Raw genomic sequence first — 25444 nt, forward strand, 5'->3', positions numbered from 1 at the left:
CGGGCCCCTCCGGCACCTCCCCCCTCCCCCCGTCCGTCACCGTTCCGCTCAGGCAACGGTGAGGACGACCTTGCCCTGGACCCGGCCGGAGCCGACCAGCTCGTGGGCCTTGCCCGCGTCGGCGAGCGGGAAGGTCTCGGCGACGTGCGGGCGGATCCGGCCGGCGTCGACGAGGGCAGCGATCGCCTCCAGCGACGCGTAGTCGGGCTCGACCGAGACGCCCGCGAACCGCCGCCCGGCCGCCTCGATCCGGGCCGCCAGCTCCTGGTTCCAGTGCTCCATGATGCTGACCAGGGTGCCGCCGGGCCGCAGCACCGACAGCGCACGGGTGCCCTCGGAGGACGAGTCGAAGACGACGTCGACGTCGCGCACCACCTCGGTGTAGTCGGTGGTCCGGTAGTCGATGACCTCGTCGGCGCCGAGGCCGCGCACGAACTCGTGCTTGGGCTCGCTGGCGAGGGCGATCACGTGGGCGCCGCGGGCCTTCGCGATCTGGACCGCGTAGTGGCCGACGCCGCCGGCCGCGCGGTGCACCAGCACCCGCTGCCCCTCGGACAGTTGCGCCGCGTCGACCAGGCCCTGCCAGGCGGTGAGGGCGGACAGCGGAAGGGCGGCGGCCTGCACGTGGTCGAGCGTGGCGGGCTTGCGGGCCACCTGCCGGGACGGCACCGCGACGTAGTCGGCGTAGCCGGTGGCGGCCCGCGGGAAGAACGGCATGCCGAACACCTCGTCGCCGACCTTGAACCTGGCCCCCGGGCCGGCCTCCTCGACCACGCCGGAGATGTCCCAGCCGACCCCGTAGGGCGGCTCGCCGAGCAGCGGGTAGGCGCCCGAACGGACTGCCACGTCAACCGGGTTGACCCCACTGGCGTGCACGCGGACGAGGACCTCGCCACCGAGGGGGGCGGGACGCTCGGTCTCGACGACCTCAAGGACCTCGGGGCCGCCGAAGGACTTCTGGATGACTGCACGCATGGGGGGTCTTCCTTCCGGCTCGTCCGCCCGGCTGCCGGGCGGCTTCTGATGTCCTCAACTCTAGGAAGGCCGGACGAGCCGCTGAATATCCTTCAGTCTTCGAAAGATGTCCGATCGTCTTCCCCGACGAGCGCCTCGGACGGTCACGCCGGCGGGTGCTGCCGTCCCGCCCAGAGACGGGCCAGCTGGGCGTGGAGGATGTCGCCGGCCTCCTGCGGCGTGAGGTGGCCGGCGAGGACGTGCACGGTGAGGCCGTCGGCGAGGGCGAGGACCGTACGGGCCTCCCGCCGTGCGTCCAGGGGTGCGTCCTCCCCGGCGGGTTCGCCGGTGCCCCGGGCCGCGCCCTCCTCGATCAGGCGGGCGAACGCGTCCTCCAGCGGTGCGTAGCCGGCCCGCAGGGTCTCGGCGAGCGGTGCGCTGACGACGGCCTGGGCGACGAAGGCGAGCCAGACCCGGGCCTCGGCGCGGTGCTCCTCGCCGAGCAGGGCGACCTCGGCGGCCGCGTGGCCGAGGGCGGTCGCGGCGGACTGGGCCGGGGTGCGGACCAGACGGGCCCGGACCCGTTCGGCGATGCGCTCGCCGACGTGGGCGAGCGCGAAGACGAGCATCTCCTCCTTGGTGCGGAAGCAGCGCTGGACGGCCCCCATCGAGATCTGCGCGCGGTCGGCGACGTCGCGCACGGTGACGCCCTCCAGCCCGCGCTCGTCGGCGAGGGCGCAGACCGCCTCGGCGATGACGCGGCGCCGTTCCTCGTGGTCCACCTGCCGGGGCATCGGCCGCCTCCTTATTCGATGCGCTCGTATCGGTTCACAGGCTACAGTGGGCGCGTTCCGATACGAGCGCATCGGTACGTGCCCGCGTACGGCGGCACGTGCCCGAGTGCGGCAGACCGGTACGCACCGGCGTACGGCGACACGCGCCCGCGTACCGCAAGAGGACGACGAGAGGACGGCAGGGGCGATGCAGGACACCATCTGGACGATGACGGCCGCCGAGCAGGCGGCGGCGGTGCGCAGCGGCGAGGTCTCCGCCGTCGAAGTGGTCGACAGCCACCTGGCCCGCATCGCCGAGGTCAACCCGCAGGTGAACGCGGTCACCCAGCTCCTCGCCGACCGCGCCCGCGAGGCCGCGGCGGCGACGGACCGGCGCCGCGCGGCGGGCGGACAGCTGGGGCCGCTCGCGGGCGTGCCGTTCACGGTGAAGGAGAGCACCCCCGTCGAGGGCGTGCCGACCACCTTCGGCGTCAGGCGCTTCCGCGACCTGGTGGCACCGGCCGACGCGCTCCCCGTGGCCCGGCTCCGTGCGGCCGGGGCGATCCCGATCGGGCACAGCAACATGCCCACCCTGGTCCTGGCCGGGATGCACACCCGCAGCGAGCTGTTCGGCGAGACCGCCAACCCGTGGGACGCCGGCCGCACCCCGGGCGGGTCGAGCGGTGGCGACGCGGTGGCCGTCGCCACCGGTATGGCCGCGCTCGGGCTGGGCAACGACTCCGGCGGATCGGTCCGCATCCCGGCCCAGTTCTGCGGCGTGACGGCGCTGAAGCCGTCCACCGGGCGGTTCCCGGCCGATCGCCGCGTCATCGGCCCGGACGACCCCGGGCCGGCCACCCAGTTCCTGGTCACCGACGGCCCGTTGGCCCGGAGCGTGGACGATCTGCGGCTCGCCTACGAGGTGCTGGCGGGCAGCGATCCGCGTGACCCGCGGGCCGTCCCGGTGCCCGTCCGCGGCGCACGGCTCCCCGGGCCGGTGAAGGTCGCGGTGGTCGCCGACCCCGGCGGCCACGGCGTCCACCCGGCGGTCCGCGCCGCCGTCGGGACCGCCGCCGAGGCGCTGCGCGACGCGGGCTACGACGTGCGCGAGGTGCCGGACGTGCCGCGGCTGGACGAGGCGCTGGAGGCGTACGACCGGATCACCGTCACCGAGTTCGCCCCGACCTGGCCGGCCGTACGCGGGCTGCTCGGCGAGGGCGGGGACCGCTTCATCGGGATGGTGATGGAGCGGGTGCGGCCGGCCACCTCCGACGAGCTCGTGAAGCTGATGGGGACATGGCTGGACATCCGCCGTTCCTGGGCCGAATTCCTGGAGGAGTACCCGCTGTTGCTCGCTCCGGTGTTCACCGAGCCGCCCGTCGAGCCCGGCCTGGAGTCGCGCGACCGGGCCGGCCGGGACCGGGTCGCCGCGGCGATGCGCCTCTGCTCGGCGACCAGCTTCGTCGGCGTCCCCGGCGTGGCCGTCCCGACCGGGGTGGCCGACGGGCTGCCGGTCGGCGTCCAACTCGTCGGGCGCCCGTTCCGCGAGGACCTCTGCCTCGACGCGGCCCGGGCCGTCGAGGACCGGCTCGGCGTGTTCACCCCGATCGACCCGCGCACGGCCGCCTGACGCCGGGGGCTCGGCGGCCCGGGCGGCCCGGGCGCGACGGGCGGCCCGGGCGCGTGACGGTCAGGGCGCGCCCCCGGCCCGGGCCTGCGCTCCGGGCCGGCGGGCGCGCCGCCGGGCTCAGGCCGGTTCGACCGGCTCCACCGAGGGGCGGACCCGGTGGCGGGTGGCCGCCACGGTGGCGGTGAAGGCCAGCAGCGCGAGCACGACGAGCAGGTTGCGCAGCAGGTCGTGCCCGTTGAACGGCGGCCGCCAGTAGTACGGCGGGGCCAGCATGGCCGTCCAGGGCAGGACGGCCAGCGCGACCCCGGCGGCGCGGACGCGGTCGGTGCCCCGGCGGGCGAGGTTGAGCAGCAGCGCGATGCTCATCACGACGGCCGGCCAGGCGGTGGAGACGTCCAGCAGGGTGCTGTTGACGTCCGAGAAGACGTGGTCCTCGGCCACGCCCTCGTCCGGCCAGGGCCAGAGGAAGGCGAGCGCGCCCATCGGCAGGGCGAGGGAGAGCGCGGTGGCCACCGTCTCGGTGCGGGCACGCCGGGAGAGGTCGACGCCGTCCGGCGGGGCGAGGAGCAGGACGCTGAGGAGGAGCCAGAAGCCGGCCAGGGGGAGGTACTGGAACAGCGCCAGGCTCTCGTGGGCGAAGAAGGCCGCGGCGGCCGCCGTCCGCACCAGGGTGCCCGCCAGGACCAGGAGCCGGGCCGCCCCCCAGCGGCCGCCGGCCGCGCAGAGCAGGGCGAGGATCCACGGGACGGTCTGCACCGCGCCCACGGCGACCCGCAGGGCGGGGTGGCCCTCGTCGCCGAACTTGTCGGGCAGGAAGAGCCCGAGCAGCAGGTGGACCACGGCCAGGCCCGCCCCGCCGGCCAGCAGGTACGGCGCGGCACCGGCGAGGAAGCGGCCCGCCGGGTCGCTGGAGCTGAGCCGGGTGCGCAGCCGGACGGCGTGCGCGGCGACGGTGGCCCACTCGCGCAGCACGGTGCGGCGGTCGGCGCCCTCAAGGCTCTCGGAGAGGACGGCGGCGATCTCCGCGCCGTTCGCGGCGCGGTACTTGGCGGGGTAGAGGCCGAGCAGCGGGAGGCGGGTGGGCAGGCCGAACTGCGGGGAGGACGCGCTCATGCCGCACCCCCGGCCGGCGCGAGCCGCACGAAGCCCGCCTGGAGGCCGGGCCGGCGGCCGAGGGCGAGCCTGCGCTCCGCCTCGACGACCCCGGCGCGCAGGCGCTCCGTCTCCTCGGCCAGGACGCCGCGGCCGTCCTCGGTGAGGGCGAAGGTGCGACGCAGCCGTCCGCCCACGACCTCCTCGTGGTCGATCCGGATCAGGCCCTGCTGGAGGAGGCGGTCCAGCGCCGTGTAGAGGGTGCCGGTGAGGAGCTTGGTCCGGCCGCCGGAGATGGCCAGGACCTCCTGGACGATCGCGTAGCCGTGCCGCGGGGCGTCGGCCAGCGCGGTGAGCACGAGCCTGGTCGGCTCCTGTAGTTGACGGTTTCCCATGATCGGGAGCATAGGTCAACCATTGGGATATGTCGATGGTTTAGCTATCGGCTCTTCCGCCGGCTGCCTGCCCGTCAGGCACGGCCCCCTGCGCCCGCTTCGATGCCACCCCGCCGGGAAACGCACCCCGGGCCCCGTCCCGGCACGGCCCCGCCGGGAAACGCACCCCGGGCCCCGTCCCGGTGCAGCCCCGCCGGGGGTGGTGCCCTTACGCCCCATCCCGGTGCAGCCCCGCGACCTCCCCGTACGCGGGCACCGCACCCGCCATCGGCCCGGCCGCGCCCTCCCGGACGGCGACCGCCGTCTGCACGGCGGCCGCCAGCGCCGCCCGGTAGAGCAGCGAGCCGAGGCTGATCCGGGCGACGCCGAGGTCCGCGAGCCGCGCCGGCGGCGGGCCCGCCGGGTTGTACAGGATGTTGAGCGGGACGGCGAGCCGCCCGGCCAGGGCCTCGATGGCCGCCGGATCGGCCAGTCCGGGGACGAACACGCCGTCCGCGCCCGCCTGTTGGTAGGCGGCGAGGCGCCGGTCGGTCTCCGGGCCGGGATCGGTGACCCCCAGCCAGTGGGTGTCGGTCCGGGCGTTGACGAAGAGGCCGGGGACGGCCGCCTTCACCGCCGCGATCTTCGCGGCGTGCACGGCGACGGGCGCGAGCGTATCGTCCCCGCGGCCGTCCTCCAGGTTGATGCCGACCGCGCCAAGACTCGACAACTCGACGGCCAGATCGGCCACTTCGGACGGATCGTCGGAGAACCCGGACTCGACGTCGACCGAGAGCAGGAACCGCCCCCGCCCGAGCCGGCGGGCGAGCCGGAGGGTCTCCCGGCGGGTGGCGGCGACGCCGTCGGGAAGACCGGCGGCCGCGGCGACGCCGAGACTGGTGGTGCCGATCGCGGCGAAGCCCTGCCCGGCGAGGGCCGCGGCGGAGGCGTGGTCCCAGGCGTTGGGGAGCAGCAGCGGCTCGCCGGGCCGGTGGTGGAGTGCGGCGAACGCAGTCACGACGCGGCCCCTTCCGCACCGGCGCGCAGGTCGCCCACCGCGTCCGCGTAGTACGCCGACTCGGCGACGTGGAAGGCGAGTTGCCGGAACGTCCAGCCCGTGCCGGGTGAGTGGTCGAGCTGCTCCGGGGTGAGGGCGGCGAGGCGCCTGGCCCAGATCCGGGCGAGCCGGGTGAGGCGGCTGCGGGCCTCGTCCAGGTCGGCCGGGGTGAACGCCGCGAGATCGGCCGGGGTGGTGGCGGCGGAGGCGTGCCAGTGGTCGGGTTCGGTGGCCTCGCCGGCCAGTCTGGCCTCCAACTCGGCGAGGTGGTCGAGGAGATGGTCGGCCACCCGGCGGACCGCCTTGTGCGGGGTGTACGTCCGGCCGTCGGCGGCCACCGGGCGCCCGTCCCACTCCGTCCACGTCGCGGCGAGGGCCAGCACGTGCTCCACCGTCGCGGACACCACCGCCCCCGGGTCGCGTCCGTCGGTCACGGGGGTGTCGGCAGCCGTCGGGCCCGCCGGGTCGGAGGCGCCGTGCAGGATCCCGGCGGCGAGGGCGAGCGCGTGGGTGCGGCCGGGGCAGATCCGCGGCGGCCCCCCGAAGGTGAGCGGCGGCCGGCCGGGGGCGCCCTGCTGGGCGGCCGCGACGTCCAGGACGACCCGTGTGCCGGCCGGCAGTCGGACCGTGCCCACCACGGCCTCGCGCACGGCCAGCCGCCGCATCACCGGCACCGGCGGGTCGTGACGCAGCGTCCGGTCGAGCAGGCCCTCGCCGCCCGGCGCCTCACCCGCCGCACCGCGGCAGGCGGCCCGGCGGGCGTTCCCGACCAGGGTGGCGCTGGCGTCGCAGGCCTGGACGAGCAGACCGATCCGGTTGGCGGCGAGCTCCTCCGGGAGCGGGCCCCCGACGTCCGACCCGTCCACCACCGGGGCGTCCGCCCCGACGTCCGACCCGTCCACCACCGCGCCACCCACGGCCATCCGCGGCAGCAGCCAGGCCACCGCCGCGTCCGCCTCGGCGTCGTCCGGCGCCTCCGCGAAGTACGCCCGCGCCACCACGGAGACCGCCCGCGCGACGGCGTCCGGCTCCGCCAGCCCGAGGACCTGCGCGAGGGCGCGGACGGCCCGCAGCCGCGCGTCCGGCTCGAACCCGGCCGCGGCGGCCACCCGCAGGGCGGCCGGGTCGAGCCGGGCGAGGTCCGCCTCGACCAGGGCGCGCCGGGCCGCGTGCTCCTCCCCCGCGCTGAACCGGGCGACGGCCGCCCGCAGCCACGCCACGCCCCCGGCGGGCCCGGAGGCGGCGGGCAGCGGCACCAGGTCGGGGTGGGCGAGGGCGTCCACGACATCGTCGTACCGCGCGAAGGACGGCTCGAACGACCGCTCGGAGGACGGCTCGGAGGACGGCTCGAACGACCGCTCCGGGGAAGGCTCCTGGGACCGCTCGGACGTCCCGGAGGTGCTCAAGGTGCTCGGGGTGCTCATGCCCGTCACGCTAGGCGCGGAACGTTTCGGCCCCGGCCGAACCGTGCCCGGGGCACCATGGACCCATGCCACTCGCCCAGCTCGCCGCCCTGCTCGCCGACCCGACCCGCGCCGCGTTCTGCACCGCCCTGCTGGACGGCCGGGCCTGGACCGGCGGCGAGCTGGCCCGCCACGCCGGCGTCGCGCCGTCCACGGCCAGCGAGCACCTGTCCCGGCTGATCGCCGGGGGCCTGCTGGCCGAGGAGCGGCAGGGGCGGCACCGGTACGTCCGGCTGGCGGGCCCCGAGGCGGCGGCGCTGATCGAGGACCTCACCTCCTTCGCGGAGTCGGCGCCCGCGAAGGCGCCCGCCAAGGCCCCCCGCACTCTGCGCGAGTCCACCCGACTGAGCGCCGAGGCCCGCGCCCGCACCTGCTACGACCACCTGGCCGGCCGCCTCGGCGTGGCGGTCACCGATGCCGTGCTGGCCCGCGGCCTGGTGGCGGACGACGCCGGGCTCGCCGTCACCGGGAGCGGGCGGGAGTGGCTGGCCGCCGCCGGCATCGAGCTCCCGGCCCGGGCGGGGCGCGGCGGCGGCCGGCCGCTGGTCCGCGGCTGCCTGGACTGGACGGAGCGCCGCACCCATCTGGGCGGGGTGCTGGGCGCCGCCCTCTGCCGGACGGCGCTGGACCGGGCCTGGGTGGAACGGATCGGCTCCGGCCGGGCCCTGCGGGTGACGCCCGACGGCGACCGGGCCCTGAGCGAGCTGCTCGGCCTCCGACTCGCCTGAGCGCGCCCCTCATCCCCATCGTCTTCGTCATCCCATCGTCTTCGCCCCGTCCAGCGACTCCCGGATGATGTCCGCGTGCCCCGCGTGCTGCGCGGTCTCCGCGATGACGTGCAGCAGCACCCGCCGCACCGACCAGCTGGCGCCCGGTTCGAACCACGGCGCCTGCGGCAGCGGGTGGGCGCGGTCCAGGTCGGGCAGGGTCGAGACCAGCTCGTCGGTCTCGTGCGCCACCCGCTCGTACGCGGCCAGCAGTGACTCCAGCGTCTCGCCGTCCGCCATCCGGAACTGGCCCTCCCAGTCGACCGGCTCGCTGTTCATCGCGTCCGCGCCGCCGACCGCGAACCGCATCCACCGCGTCTCGACACCCATGACGTGCTTGATCAGACCGCCCAGGCACAGCTCGCTCACGGTGGTGCGCCGGGCGGCCTGTTCGTCGGTGAGGTCGCGGACGGTGTAGCGCAGGAAGCCGCGGTGCTTGTCCAGCGTCTGCAGCAGGTCGGCGCGCTCGCTGCTCACCGGGGCGCCCCGTCCGTCAGGTGTCCGCCCATCACGCGTCCGCCATCACGGGCATCTCCCCCGCCGTCCTGCCGAGGTCGATGATGCCGAAGGCCGCGCCCTGCGGGTCGCCGACCGCCGCGAACCGGCCGAACGGGGTGTCCATCGGCCCGGCGTACAGCTTCCCGCCGCGCTCGGTGATCCTGGCGATGGCCACGTCGCAGTCGTTCACGGCGAAGTACACGCTGATGTAGGACGGTGCCTCGGGCGGGAGGTCCTCCGGGCCCATCTTCATCCGGCCGAGGACGGGTTGGCCCTCGACGTGGAAGATCTTGTAGTCCATCTCCCCGCTCTCCATCTTCTTGGTGGTGAACGGGAAGACCGCGGGGAAGAACCCGTCCGCCTTGCCGGCCTCGCGGGTGAGCACCTCGGCCCAGGCGTAGGCGCCGGGCGCGCCCTGCTTCTCGAAGCCCTCGTGGCTGTCGGCCTGCCAGACGCCGAACGCGACGCCGGCCGGGTCCTTGGCGATCACCATCGTGCCGAAGTCGCCGACCTGCATCGGGCCCATCAGCACCTCGCCGCCGTTGGCGCGGATGCCCTCCGCGGTGGCGCCGGCGTCCGGCGAGGCGAAGTACAGGCACCAGGCGGACGGCGGCGAGTCCTCTCCCGGCATCGGCGGCACGATGGCGGCGACCGCCTTGCCGTCGGAGTACGCCGTCGTGTAGTTGCCGAACTCCGACGAGCTCTCGCCGAAGGTCCAGCCGAGCACGTCGCCGTAGAACGCCTTCGCCCCCTCCAGGTCGGCGAACATCGCGTCGGCCCAACAGGGTGTGCCCTCGGGTAGCACGGCCATGTGTCTGCCCTCTTCCAGTGACAGGTGACAAGTGACAGGTGGGACATCTGTGACGTTTTGCCCCGATTCGCCACAGTAGCCAGTCCCCCGCCCGGCCGCGCCCCGAGCCACCCCGGCAATCCGGCCACCCGTCCCCGGCCCCGTCCCCGTCCGCCACCCGCCCACTGCCCGTCCGCCGCCCGAACGCCGACGGCCCGCCGGTGCACCCACCCGGCGGGCCGTCCCGGCAACGGCGGCGTGCCGCTAACCGGCCACGTCCGCCACGCCCACCGGAGCGGTCAGCGCCGCACCGAACGGTGCCCGCGCCCCCGCCGTCCCGAAGCCGGCCGGGCCGGACGGCACCAGCCCCGGGCGCGGCGCTCCCTCCGCCGCGCCGGCGGCCGCACCCGCCGGCGCCGCCGCCACCACGAACCGCGCCGCCGACGTCCCCAGCCCCTTCGGCCCCAGCGCCACGCCCTCCACCGCGGCGGGCGCCGCCGGGAGCTCCTCCCGCCCGAAGTGCCGCTTCAGGTCGTCCTCCGTGTACCGCTTGCAGCCCCGGTGCCAGATCAGGATGCCCGCGAGCCAGTTCTCCAGCTCCTTGACGTACCCGTCGAGCACCGCCCGGCTCTCCGGCCCCAGGTCGAAGTCGTCGTAGAGCACCGGGAACTCGTTCCGCGCCACGTGCTGGAACTGCTCCACCCGCGAGTGCATCAGGTCGTCGACGATGCGGACGGCGGCGGGGTAGTCGCAGTTGAAGAAGTTCTGCACCACCAGCACCGCGTTGTGCACCTCGCCCTCGTACTCCACCTCCTTCTGGTACGAGAACAGGTCGTTCATCATGCACGCGTAGTCGGCGGCCGCGTTCTCCAGCGAGCGCATCGGCCCGCTCTCGTAGACCCCGGACGGCACGGACTGCCCGTGGGCCAGCCGGCAGAGGCTCATGGTGAGGTCGGAACCGAAGGTCCTGCGCCGCATCTCGATGTAGTCGACGGGGTCGGGGATCCGGTTCTGCGCCTGGTTGTTGAGCTCCCAGACCCAGCTCTCCACCATGGACTCGACGGCCGTGCGGAACTTCCGCCGGGCGTCGGCGGTCATCGGCCCGGCGGTCCGCTCCCAGAGGTCGGCGAGGCCGCGCTCCAGGGCGTTCACCGGCTCGGGCACCGGGCCGCCGTCGAGGGGCATGAACTCGGAGAACCGCGCGGTCAGCAACTTGGCGCCGGTCAGGTCGCGGGTCCGCCCGAACACCGCCGGGTAGTAGTCGTCCCCGTAGGTGCCCCAGGTCAACCAGGCTGACGTGAGGTCGAGTTGCTCGGCCGTGGCGTCCGGGTGGATGCCGGCCGAGCAGAGCGGGAAGTCGTAGTCGGCGACCTTCTCCGCCGTCCAGACGTCCGAACCGGGTACGCCGGGCTGCGCCTCCAGCATGCCCATCCGGCCGGCCCACTCGACGGTGTGGCGCCGCGAGGTGTCCAGGTGCTTGTTCAGGTCGACACTGAACGGCAGCTTGAAATCGGGCAGTTGGGACGGACCCACGTGCTGGAACGGCACGTGGGCGTGCGAACGCGCGCGCCGCACCGCCGGGTCGACGCCGCCCGGCGACCCGGGTGTGCCTTCCAGCGTGTTGATCCCGGGCGCGTTGATCCCCGGCGCGCCGCTCAGCGAGCCCAACTCGCCCAGCCCGCCGGGCAGTGCGCGCCCCGGGCCGGTCCTCAGCACGTCCAGTGCGGACGTGCCGATCCCGCCGATCGCGTACTGGTCCCACCAGTTGTCCCCGGCCGAACCCGCCGAACCGGCCGCCGCGCCGCCACCGTTCATGTACCGACTGGACCGCATGTGCCACTCGTGACCGCCGGACTGCCAGTCCTGGAGGCCCTTGACGTACGCCAGCACCTTGGCGCAGCCCACCGGGTCCAGCCCGGTTTCGGCGAACAGCGGGGGGAGTTCGGTGAACACGGTGTTCTCGAACTGCTGGAGCCGCGAGGTGAGCAGGTCGTTGACGGCCTCCGCGGCCTCCTGCGTCGAGCAGCCCAGGAAGGTCTCCAGGACGAGGATGCCGTTGCTCAGCTCGCCCTCGTCCTCGACCTCGCGCTGGTAGGAGAAGATGTCGTTGCGCAGGTGGACCCCGTCCGAGAAGGCGTCCATCAGCACCCGCAGCGGCCGCGATCCCGAAACCTCCTGCGGCACCTCGGCGTTGGACGCGTACTCGATCAACCCGGCGGACCAGGGCGCGCCGCCGACCTTGCGGCGCATCTCGATGTACTCGACCGGGTTGGAGATCCGGCCCGCGTTGATGTTGGCGAGCTCCCAGAGCGACTCGTTGAGCAGGTTCCGGGTGCTCTCGGCGAACCGGATCCGCCAGTCCTCGCCCATCGTCGGCACGGTGCGCCGCCAGAGGTCGGCCAGGCCCGCCTCGACCGGGTTGGTGGGCTCGGGCATCGGCGTGGACGGGTCGGCCGGCATGAACAGCGGCAGCCGGTCCAGGTAGGCCTTGCCGCCCTCGCGGTCGTTGGTGCGCTTGAAGACCTCCAGGAAGTGGTCGTCGAAGAAGAACACCCACACGTACCAGTCGGTGACCAGCGACAGCGCCTCGGCGGAGGCGTCCGGGTGCGTGTAGGCGCAGAGCAGGCCGTAGTCGTGCGCCTCCAGGTCGGCCTGGTCCCAGATCCCCGAACCCTCCAGCATCCCCATCTCCCGCGCCCACGCGGTGGAGTGGGTGCGGGCCTCTTCCAGATGGGGGTTGAGGCGCGCCGGGTGCGGCACGTAGAAGGAGGGCAGTTCGAACGGCTGAGTCACCGGGCGAGCCTTTCTGGACGTGTCAAGGAGGCCGACCGGCACAACGAGGCGGGCCTGCGTCCTGCACCACCCGTCACCCGGTCGGCTCAGCATTACCCCCTGCCGGAACGCCACACCGGAGAACAGGAACAGTCATATGAAATAGGCCCATTGACTCGAACACCTGCCGCAGGAAACCCGCCGCACTGGATCACCTGTACGGCCGGTCCCCCTCGTCCCACCGGCCCCCGCACAGCCCGAGGGGCGAGCGGACGGCCGGGAACGCCGACGGGGCGGCGTGCACCGACGTGGTGTCGGAGTACGCCGCCCCGGGCGGGACGAGCTGCGGAAGGCTGGACGATCTGCGGGATGCGGCCCGTGCCGTCACGCCGGCTACTTCGGGTCGCGGTTGAAGGTCGAGGTCGACCAGAAGTACCCGAGGACCGCGAGGCCCACGCACCAGGCGACGGCGAGCCAGCCGTTGTGGCCGATCTCGCTGCCGAGCAGCAGGCCCCGGAGGGTCTCGATGGCGGGCGTGAAGGGCTGGTACTCGGCGATCGGCTGGAACCAGCCGGGCATGGAGTGGACCGGGGTGAAGGCGCTGGACAGGAGCGGCAGCAGGATCAGCGGCATCGCGTTGTTGCTGGCGGCCTCGGCGTTCGGGCTGACCAGGCCCATGCCGACCGCGATCCAGGTGAGCGCCGTGGCGAAGAGCACGAGCAGCCCGAACGCCGCCAGCCACTCCAGGACGGTCGCGTCCGTGGACCGGAAGCCGATGGCCACGCCGACGGCGCCCACGAGGACCACGCTCATGACCGACTGCAGCACGCTGCCGACGACGTGCCCGACGAGCACCGAGGGGCGGTGGATCGCCATCGTGCGGAAGCGGGCGATGATGCCCTCGCTCATGTCGTTGGAGACGGACACCGCCGTCCCGATCACGGTGCTGCCGATGGTCATCAGCAGCAGACCCGGGACGACGTAGGCGATGTACGCGGAGCGGTCGGCGTGGCCGCCGCCGATGCCCGCGCTCATCGTGTCGCCGAAGATGTAGACGAAGAGCAGCAGCAGCATCACCGGGGTGAGCAGCAGGTTCAGGGTGAGGGACGGGTAGCGCCGGGCGTGCAGGAGGTTGCGGCGCAGCATGGTGGACGAGTCGCGCAGGGCGAGGGAGAGGGAGCTCATCGGACGGTCTCCTTGGTCTGGCTGGGGATGCGGGCGCCGCCGGTGAGGGCGAAGAACACGTCGTCGAGGTCGGGGGTGTGCACGGTCAGTTCGTCCGCCTCGACGCCGGCGGAGTCCAGCCGGTCGAGGATGGAGCGCAGCTCGCGCTGGCTGCCGTCGCTGGGGGCCTGGAGCGACAGCGTCTCGTCGTTGCGGGTGGCCCCGTCCAGGGCGAGGGCCGCGCGCTGGTAGGCGGCCGGGTCGGTGAACCGGAGCCGGACGTGTCCGCCGGGGACGAGCCGCTTCAGTTCCTCGGCGGTGCCCTCGGCGGCGATCCTGCCGTCGTTCAGCACCGCGATGCGGTCGGCGAGTTCGTCGGCCTCCTCCAGGTACTGGGTGGTGAGGAGGACGGTGACGCCGTCGGAGACGAGCTCGCGGATGATCTGCCACATGTTGTGGCGGCTGCGCGGGTCGAGGCCGGTGGTCGGCTCGTCGAGGAAGATGATCCGCGGGCCGCCGACCAGCGTCATGGCGATGTCCAGCCGGCGCTTCATGCCGCCGGAGTAGGTGGAGGCGGGCTTCTTCGCGGCCTCGACGAGGTCGAAGCGCTCCAGCAGGGCGGCGGCGGTGCGGCGGCCCTCGCTGCGGGAGAGGTGGTGCAGGTCCGCCATGAGGAGCATGTTCTCCTCGCCGGTGATCAGACCGTCGACGGCCGAGAACTGGCCGGTGACGCCGATCGCGGCGCGGACCGCCTGGGGGTTGGTGGCCACGTTGTGGCCGCCGATGTGGATGTCACCGGAGCCGGGGCCGGCCGAGATGAGGGTGGAGAGGATCTTCACGGCGGTGGTCTTGCCGGCGCCGTTCGGGCCGAGCAGGGAGAAGATCGTCCCTTCGGGGACGGCGAGGTCGACGCCGTCGAGCACGGTCTTGTCGCCGTAGGACTTGCGCAGTCCGTTCGCCGCGATGGCCAGGTTGGTCATGATCGGTGCTCCTTCGGGGAGTTCAGAGGCTGCGGGCGTCGATGTCGCCGTAGGACGTGGTGGCGCGGATCTCCAGGCCGGGGGTGCCGTCGTTCTTGAGGGCGTTGGTGATGCGGCCGTAGCCGGTGCCCGCGTCCAGGGAGGCGGAGACGCCGGCGGCGGCTCCGACCGAGATGTCGCCGGACTGGGTGCTGAGCACGACCGTCCCGCCCGCGGCCTCCGCGATCCGGATGCCGCCCCTCGCGGTGGTGATCTCGGCGGGACCGCCCAGCCGGCCGACCTCGACGTCGCCGTCGACCGCGGTGAGACGGAGGCCGGCGGCCTGGTCGATCTTGATCTGGCGGTACGCGCCTTCGAAGTCGATGTCGCCGAGCCGTCCGACGGCGCGGAACTCGGTGCAGGCCGTCTTCGCCTCGATGCGGGAGCCGGCGGGGAGCTTGACGGTGACCTCCAGCGATCCGGAGGGGCCGAGGAGCTGGTTCTTGGCCGGCGGGGTGAGGATCCGCAGGACGCCGTCGGCGTAGGCCACGGTGGTCTGCTCGGCGGCCTGGACGTCGCGGTTCTTGGAGGGGTTGGCCGGCAGGATCTCGACGATGGCGTCGGCCCGCTCGGCGGCGATGACCTGGATGCGTCCCGCGGGGATGTCGAGGACGGCGGTGATCGGGGCGGGGGTCTGGAACTTCTGCATCGTGCTCTCCTGCACTCGTTGTTTCCGACTTCGCAAAAGCTACGTTGCGTTCAAGGATCACGCAATCACTTCGTTGCACAGAATCAGCATCGGTGCAGGTCGGAGCAGAAATTTCGTTGCAACAGTCCTGAATCTAACGCAACGCCAGTTGTCCCATTCGTTGCATTGGACCCACAGTGAACGCTATGCTGAGGCGCATCAGGCAAGCTCGAAGGGAGATCGCGATGCCGGGAGGCAGGCTCACCCAGCAGGAACGCCAGCAGATCGCGCTGGGGGTGGGCGACGGGCTCGCCTACGCGGAGATCGCCAGGCGTCTCGACCGCCCCACCTCGACCATCACGCGCGAGGTGATGCGCAACGGCGGCCCCACCGGCTACCGCGCCGACCTGGCCCACCGCGCCACCGAACGCCGCGCCCACCAGCGCAGGCAGGCCGCCCCCCGGCAGCCGCAGGCACCCGAACTGGCCCACGGACGCGACCCCGAGGCGGTGCGGGAGTTCGAGGAGACCTTCACCACCGTCTTCATGGCGTCGGGCACGCCCAAGATGATGGCCCGGGTGCTGGCCGCCCTCTGCACCAACGACGCGGGCAGCCTCACCGCGTCCGAACTGGCCCAGCGCCTCCAGGTCAGCCCGGCGTCCATCTCCAAGGCCGTCGCGTTCCTTGAGGAACAGGGCCTCGTGCGCCGGGAACGCGACGAACGCCGCCGCGAGCGCTACGTCGTCGACGACGACGTCTGGTACCAGTCGATGATGGCCAGCGTCCGCGGCACCATCCTGGTCGCCGAGACCGCGCGGCAGGGCGTCAAGGTCCTCGGACCCGACACCCCGGCCGCCAACCGCCTGGAGAACGTCGCCCGCTTCCTCGACTTCGTCAGCGAGAGCATCGCCCGCGCCGCGGACCAGGCCCGCGAGGTCCTCCACCTGAAGCCCGAAGAGGACCGCGGATAGCAGCCGTCACGCGGGGCTCACCGGCGAAGTCCCCTGCGGACGAGGTCGGTGAGCCGCTCGACGACGTCCGCCCGGACGGCGCCCAGGTCGATCAGCACGACCCCGGTCGTCTGCGCCGACCGCCAGTCCACGCCCGCCGAGGGGAGGGTGAGGCCGGCGGCGGCGAGGGTGGCCTGGAAGTCGTCGAAGGCGTCGGCGGCGCGACGGCGGTCGTCGGCCGTCATCCTGCCCAGGATGCTCATGGTGGTTCCTCGGGTGGGGAGTCGGCCGGTTCAGGAGACGACGAAGGACTTCGGCGGCTTGTGCTGCGAGAGCCACCGGGGGTCGGTGTCCCACTCGACGCCACCGCCGAAGGGGCGGAGGAACACCACGCCGTGGTGGACGGCCATGAAGGCACCCCAGCGGCCGCTGCGGACATCAAAGACGGCCTCGCCCCGGCGGACGGGGAGATACGGCAGGACGGGCGGAACCGCACCCGGGACGGCCGCGGGCGCGGCCGGGGCGAGGTCGTCGCCGGTGAGACCGACCTCGGGGACGGCGTCGTTGCAGTGCGCGCAGAGGCAGGGCGGGAAGTTCCGCTCGATGATGGGGTTCGTCATATCCGTTCCACTGTTCGAGGGCGATCCGGGGCGGAGGGAATGCAGGCGGACCGCGAGAGCCGTCGCGTTTTCGCGATTCCCTTGCGGAGGAAGTGTCGGTCTGTGACCGTGGGATCACCAAGGGTTTCCACAAGACACTTCAGGCGCTCTTACAGCGGGGGGTGAGCCGGCATGGCTCGCAGGAAGGTGGATCCGGGCGATCGGCCGCGGACCTGGGGCGACGAGCTGGCGCACTGGCGGCAGGCGGCCGGCCTGCGACAGGACGAGGTCGCCGGGCTGGTGAACATCCATCAGACCCGCGTGTCACAGTTCGAGTTGAGCAAGGCGCCGCCGACGCTCAAGGACGCGGAGATGTTCGACCGGGCGCTCGGGACGGGCGGACAGCTGGTGCGGAGCTACGAGCTGATCGCGCCGTACCTGCACGACTACCACCCGGACTGGTTCCAGGAGTTCGCGAAGTCGGAGGCGAAAGCCGTGGTGATCCGGCAACTCCAGACCGGCCGAATCTCAGGCCTGCTGCAAACCGAACGCTATATGCGCGCACTGTTCGTCGAAGAGAACGAAGGCCTCGCCCCCAACGAGATCGACGACATGGTCACAGGCCGAATGGAACGGCAGCGGCTCCTTCTCCTGCCGGATGAGGCCCCCCTGATCATCTCGATTCTCGAACAGGCGACCCTCGAAAGAGTCATTGGCGAACCGGACGTCATGGCGGAGCAACTGCAACACCTGATCGACATGATGAGCCGCCCCAACGTGATCATCCAGGTGCTGCCCTACAGGGCGGCAGCTCGTGCCTGGATGCCGGGAATGGTTCTCCTGGAGATGCCGAACGGCCGACGTCGCGTCTACTCGGAGAGCCTGAACCGAGGCCACTTCATCGATGATGCGGCGGAGGTCCGGCGCTGGGCCGCTCACTATGATCGGGCCAGGGCAGCAGCTCTGTCCGACTCGGAGTCCCTGCAGCTGATCCACCGCATCATGAGAGGACTGAGCAACAGTGTCCCAAGCCCTCGATCTGACGAACGCGACGTGGTGCAAGAGCAGCTACTCGGGGGGAAACGGCGGCGAGTGCATCGAGGTGGCCCCCGGATTCCCCGGCCTCGTCCCGGTGCGTGACAGCAAGGACCCGAGCGGCCCCGCCCTCACGTTCACCTCCACCGCCTGGACCGCTTTCCTCACCGCCGTCCACACCGGCGAGTTCGACGCCTGACAGCCGCCTCGCGCCCACCCGTCCCCGGTCCGCGTCACCCGATCTGACGACCGCTGGGCGAGTCCATCGCGCGTAGCACGGTCTCACGGCAAGGATCGTGTGTGTGCGCTCCGGCTGGAGCACCGCACCGACGAGTTCCCCTCCCGAGGAGACAACTGCCATGGCACCGATCCCCAACGGCCCCTACGGAATCGCCAAGCGCGGCGAGCAGTACCTGACGCTCCAGGACGAGAAGGCCCCTGTGGTCGTCCTGCCGCCGACCGGTCAGCCCGGTGAGCAGGAGTGGCACGTCGAGGGCCTCTCCAACGGCAACGTCACCATCAAGAGCCTGCGGCACGGAACGTACCTCAGCTTCGACGGCGTTCCGGAGATCAACAAGATGCTCCGCGGCTCCTCGCAGGCCACCGAGTGGCAGCTCCGGCAGTCCGCCGAGCCGTTCATGTTCCATGTCGTCGTCCCCGGCGGCCCGGTCGACGGCGTCGAACTGGTGGTGGACCTCAGCCTGCTCCGGATCTTCCCCCCGATGACGGCGCTGCGTCCGCTGGAGCCGGACAACCTCGGCCAGGCCTGGAGCTTCCAGTTCCACGAGTAGGCCTCACCCGCCGGCCGCCGCTGCCCCGCCTCGCGTGTGGAAGGGGTGACGGCGGCCCGGACTCGTCACACCGCCCCGACCTGCGGACTCACGTGCAGCACCCGAGCCACGTCCGCGAGCAGTTCGTCATCCAGATCGATCACTGTCCGGCTCACGAGCCCACCTCCTCGATCAGGCATTGCCCGTCCCTGCTGATGCGACCCCCGCACCTGTTCAACCGGCGGCCGCAAGCCCCGGCGGCCGGGGGCCTGCCAGGGCGGCCTTGCCGGCCAGCAGGATCGCCCGGGCCCGGGCCACGCCGCCTGACGTGACCGCCGCTCCCCCGACGGCGGGTGCCGGGCGCCGCTCAACTCCCGCGCAGGCGCCGCAGATGCCCGGTTGCGGCACCGGATCGCGGCACTCGGCGCACTCCGCGAGCCGCGCCGCCGGGGGCGGGCCCGCATCGGGGACGGGCGGCATCTTCTGCATCAGCCGGTACCGCAGCACTCCGGCCGCCGAGTGCATCGGGACCGGCAGGGCGGGCAACAGGGCCCGGGCCAGGTCCGCCGCCGTACTGCCCCGCTCCAGCCACTGCGCGACGAGCGGCGCCAGCGCCACGGCCTCCGGCTCGCCCAGCCGTAACCGGGGCTCCGGGCGGATCACCCGGAACAGCACGGCCACCGCCTCCCGGATCCGCTCGTCCGGTTCTCCGACCTCCCCGACCTCCCCGAGCACCCCGACCTCGCCGACGTCGTCGGCCAACTCCGCGGGGAGGGTGGGTTCTTGCTTCCGGTTCTTTACTACAGGGAGGCCTGCGGAGCCGGCCTCCGCCTCACCGGCCGCCGGACGGGTGGCACCCGGTAGCGCCCGTTGCGGGGTGTCGTAGACGTGGGCCTCGCTGCGGATCCTCCCGTCCGGCATCCGGATCTTCTCGACCCGGTAGTACCCGGCCTCGGTCAGTTCCTTCAGCGCCCGGCGGACGGGCCCGCGCCCCTGCGGGCTGGTGTCGGCCATGTGCCGCCCGTCCTCCCGCCAGCCGTCGGGGCGGGAGAGGAGGTCGGCGAGCAGCCCGCGGGCGGTGTAGCTGAGCCGCCGGTCCTGCAACAGGCCGTTGGGAAGCACGGTGAAGTGGCGTGCCTGTTCGGTACGATGGATGTGCATCGGGAGTTGCTTCTCCTGGTGCCTGGCCCCGGGGTGTTGGTAGCACCGCCGGGGTCGACTATTTTTCTATGAGGCCACGGAACGTACCACAACAACCGCGCGCAGAAAGCCCGTTGGCATTTCCGGCGTCAATCGACCATTCCCGCCCGTAGTTGATCAAGCCAACCCGGCCGAGTAAGTCGATCCGGACACGATTGATCACGCCCCCGCCGGGAAAGGCAGACGAATACCCCCGCGCAATGTGCGACGACGCAACAACTCTGCCAACGAACCAACCAGTAACTCCAAGGAATCATCACCACCTGGCGTGTTGACCCCGCCCCCTCCTGCCCCGTCCACCAGACTGGGCCGCGACCCGAGTCTCCACATTCGAGGAGGGCTTTCCCATGAACGTCACCGTTCGGCTCGCACAGCAGCCCGAGGCCGACGCGCTGCTCGGGCGCAGCGCGCTCGCCGCGCTCGTCGGGATGTTGCTCGATCAGCAGGTACCCATGGAATGGGCGTTCACCGGTCCGCTCACCATCGCGCAGCGGCTCGGGCGCGACGACCTCGACGCGCACGAGATCGCCGTGTACAGCCCGGAGGAGTTCGTCGCGCTGCTCTCCGACAAGCCGGCCGTCCACCGCTACCCGGCCGCGATGGCCAAACGGGTGCAGCAGCTCTGCCAGTTCCTCGTCGCCCAGTACGACGGCGACGCGGCCGGGATCTGGCGGGACGTCAAGTCCGGTCGGGAGCTGCTCAGTCGCCTCAACGCCCTCCCCGGGTTCGGGAAGCAGAAGTCGCAGATCTTCCTCGCCCTCCTCGGCAAGCAGTACGGCGTGCAGCCCGAGGGCTGGCGCGAGGCGGCGGGCACGTACGGCGAGGAGGGGTCGTACCACTCGGTCGCGGACATCACCGGCCCGGAGTCCCTGGAGAAGGTCCGCGCCCACAAGCAGGAGGTCAAGCGCGCCGCCAAGGAGGCCAAGGCCAAGGTCTGATCACGCCGCAGCCCGCCCGTGCCCGGCCCTCGCGAGGAGTGCCGGACACGGGCGGGCTGCGGTGAGTCTGCGGTGACTTCCCGTCAGGCGCCCAGCACCAGCGAGGCGGCGGCCGGCGCCAGGTAGATCAACGGGAAGGGGATGTGCCCGTACGAGCGGGCCCGGGCCACGGTGATGGCCGCGCCCGCGAAGTACAGCACCAGGCCGATCCCGGCGAGCACCCCGATCACCGGCACGAAGAGGCCGACCAGCAGGCCCACGGCCCCCGCGGCCTTCGCCGCACCGAGCCAGTTCCACCACGACTGCGGGACGCCGTAGTCGGCCAGCGGCTGCACCACGTACGCGGCGCGGGCGAAGATCGACCCGCCCGAGAAGCCCGCCATCACAGCGGCCAGGACGGTGACGACAACGTAGGCGACGGACATCGGATTCTCCTCAGCAGGCGGGTCTCTCGCGCTCTTCCACCCCTCTGACCCGCCGCACGGCCCGCGTGTGACACGCCTGCCGAAGAATTTTCCCGGATGCTCCGTCAGGCCGGTTCGGCCGCCTTCTCGGCCGCCTTCTCATCCGCGTCGGCGGCCGCCTTCTCGTCGGCGTCGGCGAGCCAGAAGTACAGGGCCGACAGGGCGAATTCGAGCACCATCAGCCCCGTCTGGAACCCGTGCGGCCACCCCTCCACCGCGATCGAGAGCACCCGCCCGAGCGCGCCGAGCAGGAAGACGCCGGTCAGCAGCCGGACCGTCGCCGCGGGGATCGGCTTCTGCCGGGCGGCCCAGATCCACGCGAGCCCGTACCCGACGAAGATCGCGCCGAAGAACCGGCCCAAGCTGTCGACCGTCGGGCCGGCGTCCGTCGCACCCGGGATCGCGGCGTTGCCGCCGAGGACGTGGAAGAGCCCGATCGCCACGTCCACCACCCCCATCGCCCACGCGAGCGCCCACAGCGTCTTGGCTCTGGTCATGACCGACTCACCTCTCGGAGCTGGTTGACACACGTCTACTTAAGTAGGCGCCCGCTAGTAGACACGTGTCAAGTAGGCTTCCCTCGTGTCTTCCCCCCTGCCTTCCCCTGTGCCGTCCCACCAGCAGGGCCCTCGCCGCCGACGGCTCAGCCCCGCCGACCGCCGCGCCCAGCTCCTCGCCGTCGGCGCGCGGCTCTTCGCCGCCCACCCGTACGAGGACGTGCTGATGGAGGACGTCGCCGCGGAGGCCGGCGTCTCGCGCGCGCTGCTCTACCGGCACTTCCCCGGCAAGCAGGAGCTCTTCGCGGCGGTCTACCAGCAGGCGGCCGACCAGCTGCTCGCCGGGACGCGGTTCGACCCCGCCGACACGCTGGTCGAACAGCTGCTCCAGGGCATGGACACCCACCTCGACTACTTCGTCGCCAACCGCAACGCCGTCCTCGCCGCCAACCGGGTGCTCGCCGGCGACCCGGTGATCCAGACGATCATGACCAACGAGCTGGACGCCCTCCGCGCCCGGCTGCTGGGCGTCCTCCCGCTCGCCGACGACGGCGCCCGCGAGGCCGTGTCCGGGGTCCTGAAGAGCTGGCTGGTCTTCGTCCAGGTGCTCTGCGTGGACTGGCTCACCAAGGAGACCTGCACCCGCACCGAACTGCGGGACGTCTGCATCGGCGCCGTCCTGGGGGCCCTCCGCCCGCTCCTCGCCACCGACCCCGCCCCGGACTGGCCGCGGTAGCGGTAGCGGACGGGCGAAAACGGGTTGCCCGCCCACCACCCGCCGGGCGACGCTCGACGGATGACCGATGCCCCCGCCCCCGGCGTGTCCGCCCTCTTCTCCGCCGACGGCCGCCTGCCCGCGATCCCGCGCAAGGCGGCCCGCCGTCAGCAGCTGCTCACGCACCTCACCGGCACCCTGTTCGAGCCGGACCGCACCTACACCGAACGCGAGGTCAACGACGTGCTGCGGACGGTCCACGACGACTACCCGGCCCTGCGCCGCTTCCTGGTCGAGGGCGGCCACCTCGCCCGCCCCAAGGACGGCAGCACCTACCAGCGGGTGGCGTAGCAACGGGTGGCCCTACCGGCGGGTGGCACAGCGCCGGGCCTCAGACCAGGCGCCGGTACGCGTAGCGCCCCCTGACCTCCCGGACGAAGTACCGCCCGTGGCTCTGCGCCGCCATCAACTCCCGGTGCACCCGCCCGGGCACGGCCTCGTACACGTAGACGCTCCCGCCGGTGAACTCCAGCTCCAGCACGAGCAGCGCCGCGTCGTACCCGACCGAGCGCAGCGCCGACGAGTCCACCGCCTGCCGCTCCATTGCCCTTCCAGTGTGCGCACGACGGCGCTGAGCGCACCACGGCGCTGAGCCCACGGCCCTGAGCGCACGAGGGCCCCGGCCGCGCCGCGACCGGGGCCCCTCACACACCGGCCGTCAGACCAGGACGGGCACCTGGCCCTCCGCCGCGACGGCGTCCGCAGCTGCCGCCGCCTTCCGCCGCGGCAGCGCGCACATCAGCAGGAACACGGCCGCCATCACCCCCACGACCCACCACATCGCGTGGACGAACGCCCCGTTGAACGCGGTGCCCACCGCCTCCGGCGCGATCACGTCGTCGATCTGGCCGAAGAACGCCACCGACACCAGGCCCAGCCCCAGCGCGTTCCCCATCTGGTTCACCGTGTTGATCAGCCCGGACGCCGAGCCGGCGTGCTCGCGCGGCACCTCCGCCAGGACGGCGTCCGTGATCGGCGCGACGATCAGGCCCATCCCGAGGCCCATCACCACCAGCGGCAGCGCCATCTGCCACGGCGCGATGGCCGTCCCGTACCGATCGGCCTCCCAGATGTACGTGACCACGCCCGCCGCCATCACCAGCGCGCCCGCCTGGAGCACCTTGCGCCCGAAGCGCGGCACCAGCTTCTGCACCGAGATCCCGGCGGCCACCGAGACGGCGATCGAGAACGGGATGCCGGTCGTCCCGGCCTTCAGCGGGCTCCAGCCCAGGCCCAGCTGCATGTAGAGCGTCCAGACCAGGAAGAAGATGCCGGTGGCGACGCCGAAGGTCAGCTGCACGCCGATGCCGGCCGCGAAGCTCTTCACCCGGAACAGCGACAGCTCCACCAGCGGCGAGCCGTCCTTGCGCGTCTTGACCCGCTCGTAGGCGACGAACAGCGCGAACACCGGCAGCGAACCGGCCATCGACAGGTAGCCCCAGAGCGGCCAGCCGGCCTCCCGGCCGTGGGTGAGCGGGTAGATCAGCATCAGCAGGCCGACGCTGACCAGCAGCACGCCCACCAGGTCCAGCTTCAGCGCCTTCTCCGCCCGCGACTCCCCGATGAACGCGCGGCCGAGCAGCAGGCCGGCGATGCCGACCGGCAGGTTGATCAGGAAGATCGGCCGCCAGGCCAGGCCGAAGAGGTCCCACTCGGTGAGCAGCGCGCCGATCAGCGGGCCGGAGACGGCGCCGAGGCCGACCACCGCGCCGAACAGGCCGAACACCTTGCCGCGCTCCTCCGCCGGGAAGGTCGCGTGGATGATCGACAGCACCTGCGGCACCATCAGCGCGGCCGTCCCGCCCTGCACCACCCGCATCGCGACCAGCATCTCGGCGCCGCTCGCCAGGCCGCACAGCGCGGAGGCGACGGTGAACCCGCCGATGCCGAGCAGGAAGAGCCGCTTGCGGCCGTAGATGTCGCCCAGCCGCCCGCCGGTGATCAGCCCGATCGCGAAGGCCAGCGCGTAGCCGCCGGTCACCCACTGGACGGCGCTGAACGAGGCACCGGTGTCCGCCTGGATGCTCGGGACGGCGATGTTCACGATGGTGACGTCCACCAGGTCCATGAACGAGGCCGTCATCACGATCGCCAGCGCTATCCACCTCCGCCGGTCGGACACCACCCCCGGTTCCACTGCAGCCATCACGCTCTCCTCCGCTACCTCGCTCTTCGGCACGTCGTCGACGATAGGGGGGATGTAGGTCAGATCCTGTCCGCGTTGTCCGGCATCCTGGAGGCCATGACGGACACCCCGGCACGGCTGCTGAACCTGCTCTCCCTCCTCCAGACCCCGCGCGAGTGGCCCGGCAGCGAGCTGGCCGAGCGCCTCCAGGTCAGCCCGCGGACGATCCGGCGCGACATCGACCGGCTGCGCGAGCTGGGCTACCCGGTGCAGGCGACGATGGGCGCGATCGGCGGCTACCGGCTGGTGGCGGGGACGGCCATGCCGCCGCTGCTGCTGGACGACGAGGAGGCGGTGGCCATCGCGGTCGGCCTCCGGGCGGCGGCCGGGCACGCCGTGGTCGGCATCGAGGAGGCGTCCGTCCGCGCGCTCGGCAAACTGCTCCAGGTGCTGCCGGGCCGCCTGCGCCACCGGGTCGGCACGCTGAACACGGCCACCGTCCCGCTGCTCACCGGCGACGGGGCGACCGTCGACCCCGAGGACCTCACCGTGCTCGCGGGCGCCGTCGCCGCCCGCGAGCGGCTCCGCTTCGGCTACCGGGCCGCCGACGGCGCCGAGACCCGCCGCCAGGTCGAGCCCGACCGCCTGGTCTCCGCCGGGCGGCGCTGGTACCTGGTCGGGTTCGACCTCGACCGCGACGACTGGCGGCTCTTCCGGGTGGACCGGATCAGCGAGCCGTTCGCCACCGGAGCCCGCTTCACCCCGCGCGAACTCCCCGCCGAGGACGCGGCCGCGTACGTGGCGAGCAAGCTCCGCCGGCCGGCGGCCGTCCACACCCTGGTGGCGACCCTGCACATGCCCGCCTCCGAGGTCGAGCGCTGGATCAGCCACGCCAACGACACCACGGTCGAACCGCTCGACGACAAGAGCTGCCGCCTCCGCTCCCGGGCCGACTCGCTGGACTACCTGGCGATGCGCCTGCTCATGTTGGGCTGCGAGTTCGAGGTGCACGACCCCCCGGAGATGCACGCCCACCTGCGCGCCCTCGCCGCCCGCGCCAACCGGGCGGCGGACAACGGCGGCTAGGGATGCGAGGACGGGCCCCGGGGC

General features: G+C 72.8%; 29 protein-coding genes. 10 read left to right on the plus strand and 19 right to left on the minus strand.

The window, feature by feature from the left end:
* Nucleotides 1-48: 48 nt before the first annotated feature.
* The gene (locus J5Y04_RS33955) at nucleotides 49-975 is read right to left on the minus strand and encodes an NADP-dependent oxidoreductase (RefSeq protein WP_209416384.1); all 927 of its coding nucleotides are present in this window, start codon (nucleotides 973-975) and stop codon (nucleotides 49-51) included.
* 143 nt (nucleotides 976-1118) lie between these two features.
* Nucleotides 1119-1748, minus strand: coding sequence for a TetR/AcrR family transcriptional regulator (locus J5Y04_RS33960; protein WP_209416385.1), 630 nt, complete (start codon nucleotides 1746-1748; stop codon nucleotides 1119-1121).
* A gap of 187 nt (nucleotides 1749-1935) precedes the next feature.
* On the opposite strand from J5Y04_RS33960, the gene J5Y04_RS33965 reads away from it, so the two are divergent.
* Nucleotides 1936-3357, plus strand: coding sequence for an amidase (locus tag J5Y04_RS33965; RefSeq protein WP_209416386.1), 1422 nt, complete (start codon nucleotides 1936-1938; stop codon nucleotides 3355-3357).
* Between the two features lie 117 nt (nucleotides 3358-3474).
* Here the strand turns inward: J5Y04_RS33965 and J5Y04_RS33970 are convergent, their stop codons facing one another.
* The 4 genes from J5Y04_RS33970 to J5Y04_RS42405 form a co-directional block, all read right to left on the minus strand.
* Entirely contained in the window at nucleotides 3475-4470 is a 996-nt protein-coding gene (locus tag J5Y04_RS33970; protein WP_209416388.1) for a hypothetical protein, read from the minus strand.
* Nucleotides 4467-4844 carry a PadR family transcriptional regulator gene (locus J5Y04_RS33975; RefSeq protein ID WP_209416389.1) on the minus strand — a complete coding sequence of 126 codons (378 nt, stop codon included), beginning with the start codon at nucleotides 4842-4844 and terminating at the stop codon, nucleotides 4467-4469. Before J5Y04_RS33975 ends, J5Y04_RS33970 begins: the two co-directional genes overlap by 4 nt.
* A gap of 208 nt (nucleotides 4845-5052) precedes the next feature.
* Nucleotides 5053-5841 carry an isocitrate lyase/phosphoenolpyruvate mutase family protein gene (locus J5Y04_RS33980; protein WP_209416391.1) on the minus strand — a complete coding sequence of 263 codons (789 nt, stop codon included), beginning with the start codon at nucleotides 5839-5841 and terminating at the stop codon, nucleotides 5053-5055.
* Nucleotides 5838-7304, minus strand: coding sequence for a hypothetical protein (locus tag J5Y04_RS42405; protein ID WP_245205991.1), 1467 nt, complete (start codon nucleotides 7302-7304; stop codon nucleotides 5838-5840). Before J5Y04_RS42405 ends, J5Y04_RS33980 begins: the two co-directional genes overlap by 4 nt.
* A 65-nt stretch (nucleotides 7305-7369) precedes the next feature.
* Here J5Y04_RS42405 and J5Y04_RS33990 point away from each other — a divergent pair, with 65 nt between their 5' ends.
* Nucleotides 7370-8071 carry a helix-turn-helix transcriptional regulator gene (locus J5Y04_RS33990; protein ID WP_209416392.1) on the plus strand — a complete coding sequence of 234 codons (702 nt, stop codon included), beginning with the start codon at nucleotides 7370-7372 and terminating at the stop codon, nucleotides 8069-8071.
* 27 nt (nucleotides 8072-8098) lie between these two features.
* Here the strand turns inward: J5Y04_RS33990 and J5Y04_RS33995 are convergent, their stop codons facing one another.
* From J5Y04_RS33995 to J5Y04_RS34025, 6 genes are all read right to left on the minus strand, one after another.
* Nucleotides 8099-8587 (minus strand): DinB family protein, encoded by a 489-nt coding sequence (locus J5Y04_RS33995; RefSeq protein WP_209416394.1) that lies wholly within the window; start codon nucleotides 8585-8587, stop codon nucleotides 8099-8101.
* Nucleotides 8588-8618: 31 nt separating this feature from the next.
* Nucleotides 8619-9419, minus strand: coding sequence for a VOC family protein (locus J5Y04_RS34000; RefSeq protein WP_209416395.1), 801 nt, complete (start codon nucleotides 9417-9419; stop codon nucleotides 8619-8621).
* A 243-nt stretch (nucleotides 9420-9662) separates the two neighbouring features.
* Complete coding sequence (locus J5Y04_RS42410; protein ID WP_307853441.1) at nucleotides 9663-12191, minus strand: terpene synthase family protein; 2529 nt, start codon at nucleotides 12189-12191, stop codon at nucleotides 9663-9665.
* 372 nt (nucleotides 12192-12563) lie between these two features.
* Nucleotides 12564-13355 carry an ABC transporter permease gene (locus J5Y04_RS34015; RefSeq protein ID WP_209416396.1) on the minus strand — a complete coding sequence of 264 codons (792 nt, stop codon included), beginning with the start codon at nucleotides 13353-13355 and terminating at the stop codon, nucleotides 12564-12566.
* Entirely contained in the window at nucleotides 13352-14314 is a 963-nt protein-coding gene (locus tag J5Y04_RS34020) for an ATP-binding cassette domain-containing protein (RefSeq protein WP_209416398.1), read from the minus strand. The genes J5Y04_RS34015 and J5Y04_RS34020 overlap by 4 nt, the downstream gene beginning before the upstream one ends.
* A gap of 22 nt (nucleotides 14315-14336) precedes the next feature.
* Complete coding sequence (locus J5Y04_RS34025) at nucleotides 14337-15002, minus strand: DUF4097 family beta strand repeat-containing protein (protein WP_209416400.1); 666 nt, start codon at nucleotides 15000-15002, stop codon at nucleotides 14337-14339.
* Nucleotides 15003-15226: 224 nt separating this feature from the next.
* Here J5Y04_RS34025 and J5Y04_RS34030 point away from each other — a divergent pair, with 224 nt between their 5' ends.
* The gene (locus J5Y04_RS34030; RefSeq protein WP_209416401.1) at nucleotides 15227-15952 is read left to right on the plus strand and encodes a helix-turn-helix domain-containing protein; all 726 of its coding nucleotides are present in this window, start codon (nucleotides 15227-15229) and stop codon (nucleotides 15950-15952) included.
* Between the two features lie 17 nt (nucleotides 15953-15969).
* Here J5Y04_RS34030 and J5Y04_RS34035 read toward each other — a convergent pair whose 3' ends face one another.
* Nucleotides 15970-16194 (minus strand): hypothetical protein, encoded by a 225-nt coding sequence (locus tag J5Y04_RS34035; protein ID WP_245205992.1) that lies wholly within the window; start codon nucleotides 16192-16194, stop codon nucleotides 15970-15972.
* 30 nt (nucleotides 16195-16224) lie between these two features.
* Complete coding sequence (locus tag J5Y04_RS34040; protein WP_209416403.1) at nucleotides 16225-16551, minus strand: hypothetical protein; 327 nt, start codon at nucleotides 16549-16551, stop codon at nucleotides 16225-16227.
* Between the two features lie 171 nt (nucleotides 16552-16722).
* Here J5Y04_RS34040 and J5Y04_RS42415 point away from each other — a divergent pair, with 171 nt between their 5' ends.
* The 3 genes from J5Y04_RS42415 to J5Y04_RS34050 all read left to right on the plus strand — a co-directional run bounded on the left by J5Y04_RS42415 (nucleotide 16723) and on the right by J5Y04_RS34050 (nucleotide 18356).
* Nucleotides 16723-17670, plus strand: coding sequence for a helix-turn-helix transcriptional regulator (locus tag J5Y04_RS42415; RefSeq protein WP_307853442.1), 948 nt, complete (start codon nucleotides 16723-16725; stop codon nucleotides 17668-17670).
* Nucleotides 17633-17764, plus strand: a complete 132-nt coding sequence (locus tag J5Y04_RS34045; protein WP_307853443.1) for a DUF397 domain-containing protein — start codon at nucleotides 17633-17635, stop codon at nucleotides 17762-17764. The genes J5Y04_RS42415 and J5Y04_RS34045 overlap by 38 nt, the downstream gene beginning before the upstream one ends.
* A 160-nt stretch (nucleotides 17765-17924) precedes the next feature.
* Nucleotides 17925-18356 carry a hypothetical protein gene (locus tag J5Y04_RS34050; RefSeq protein ID WP_209416406.1) on the plus strand — a complete coding sequence of 144 codons (432 nt, stop codon included), beginning with the start codon at nucleotides 17925-17927 and terminating at the stop codon, nucleotides 18354-18356.
* Between the two features lie 213 nt (nucleotides 18357-18569).
* On the opposite strand, the gene J5Y04_RS34055 is transcribed toward J5Y04_RS34050, so the two are convergent.
* Nucleotides 18570-19496, minus strand: coding sequence for a hypothetical protein (locus J5Y04_RS34055; protein ID WP_209416408.1), 927 nt, complete (start codon nucleotides 19494-19496; stop codon nucleotides 18570-18572).
* Nucleotides 19497-19882: 386 nt separating this feature from the next.
* On the opposite strand from J5Y04_RS34055, the gene J5Y04_RS34060 reads away from it, so the two are divergent.
* Nucleotides 19883-20473, plus strand: a complete 591-nt coding sequence (locus tag J5Y04_RS34060) for an HhH-GPD-type base excision DNA repair protein (protein ID WP_209416414.1) — start codon at nucleotides 19883-19885, stop codon at nucleotides 20471-20473.
* Between the two features lie 83 nt (nucleotides 20474-20556).
* Here the strand turns inward: J5Y04_RS34060 and J5Y04_RS34065 are convergent, their stop codons facing one another.
* Together J5Y04_RS34065 and J5Y04_RS34070 are read right to left on the minus strand one after the other, a co-directional pair.
* Complete coding sequence (locus tag J5Y04_RS34065; RefSeq protein WP_209416415.1) at nucleotides 20557-20898, minus strand: DoxX family protein; 342 nt, start codon at nucleotides 20896-20898, stop codon at nucleotides 20557-20559.
* Between the two features lie 104 nt (nucleotides 20899-21002).
* Nucleotides 21003-21434: a DUF4345 domain-containing protein gene (locus J5Y04_RS34070; protein ID WP_209416416.1), complete on the minus strand. Its 432-nt coding sequence runs from the start codon at nucleotides 21432-21434 to the stop codon at nucleotides 21003-21005.
* 85 nt (nucleotides 21435-21519) lie between these two features.
* On the opposite strand from J5Y04_RS34070, the gene J5Y04_RS34075 reads away from it, so the two are divergent.
* Complete coding sequence (locus J5Y04_RS34075; RefSeq protein WP_307853444.1) at nucleotides 21520-22170, plus strand: helix-turn-helix domain-containing protein; 651 nt, start codon at nucleotides 21520-21522, stop codon at nucleotides 22168-22170.
* Between the two features lie 60 nt (nucleotides 22171-22230).
* Nucleotides 22231-22500, plus strand: coding sequence for a DUF2087 domain-containing protein (locus J5Y04_RS34080; protein ID WP_209416417.1), 270 nt, complete (start codon nucleotides 22231-22233; stop codon nucleotides 22498-22500).
* Between the two features lie 40 nt (nucleotides 22501-22540).
* Here J5Y04_RS34080 and J5Y04_RS34085 read toward each other — a convergent pair whose 3' ends face one another.
* Nucleotides 22541-22753, minus strand: coding sequence for a KTSC domain-containing protein (locus J5Y04_RS34085; protein WP_209416418.1), 213 nt, complete (start codon nucleotides 22751-22753; stop codon nucleotides 22541-22543).
* A 114-nt stretch (nucleotides 22754-22867) separates the two neighbouring features.
* On the minus strand, nucleotides 22868-24355 hold the full coding sequence (locus J5Y04_RS34090) for an MFS transporter (RefSeq protein ID WP_209416419.1): 1488 nt from the start codon (nucleotides 24353-24355) through the stop codon (nucleotides 22868-22870).
* Nucleotides 24356-24451: 96 nt separating this feature from the next.
* Here J5Y04_RS34090 and J5Y04_RS34095 point away from each other — a divergent pair, with 96 nt between their 5' ends.
* Nucleotides 24452-25420, plus strand: a complete 969-nt coding sequence (locus J5Y04_RS34095; protein ID WP_209416420.1) for a YafY family protein — start codon at nucleotides 24452-24454, stop codon at nucleotides 25418-25420.
* The last annotated feature ends 24 nt before the right edge of the window (nucleotides 25421-25444 follow it).

It is taken from the genome of Kitasatospora sp. RG8, from assembly GCF_017813315.1.
Taxonomy (GTDB): Bacteria; Actinomycetota; Actinomycetes; order Streptomycetales; family Streptomycetaceae; genus Kitasatospora.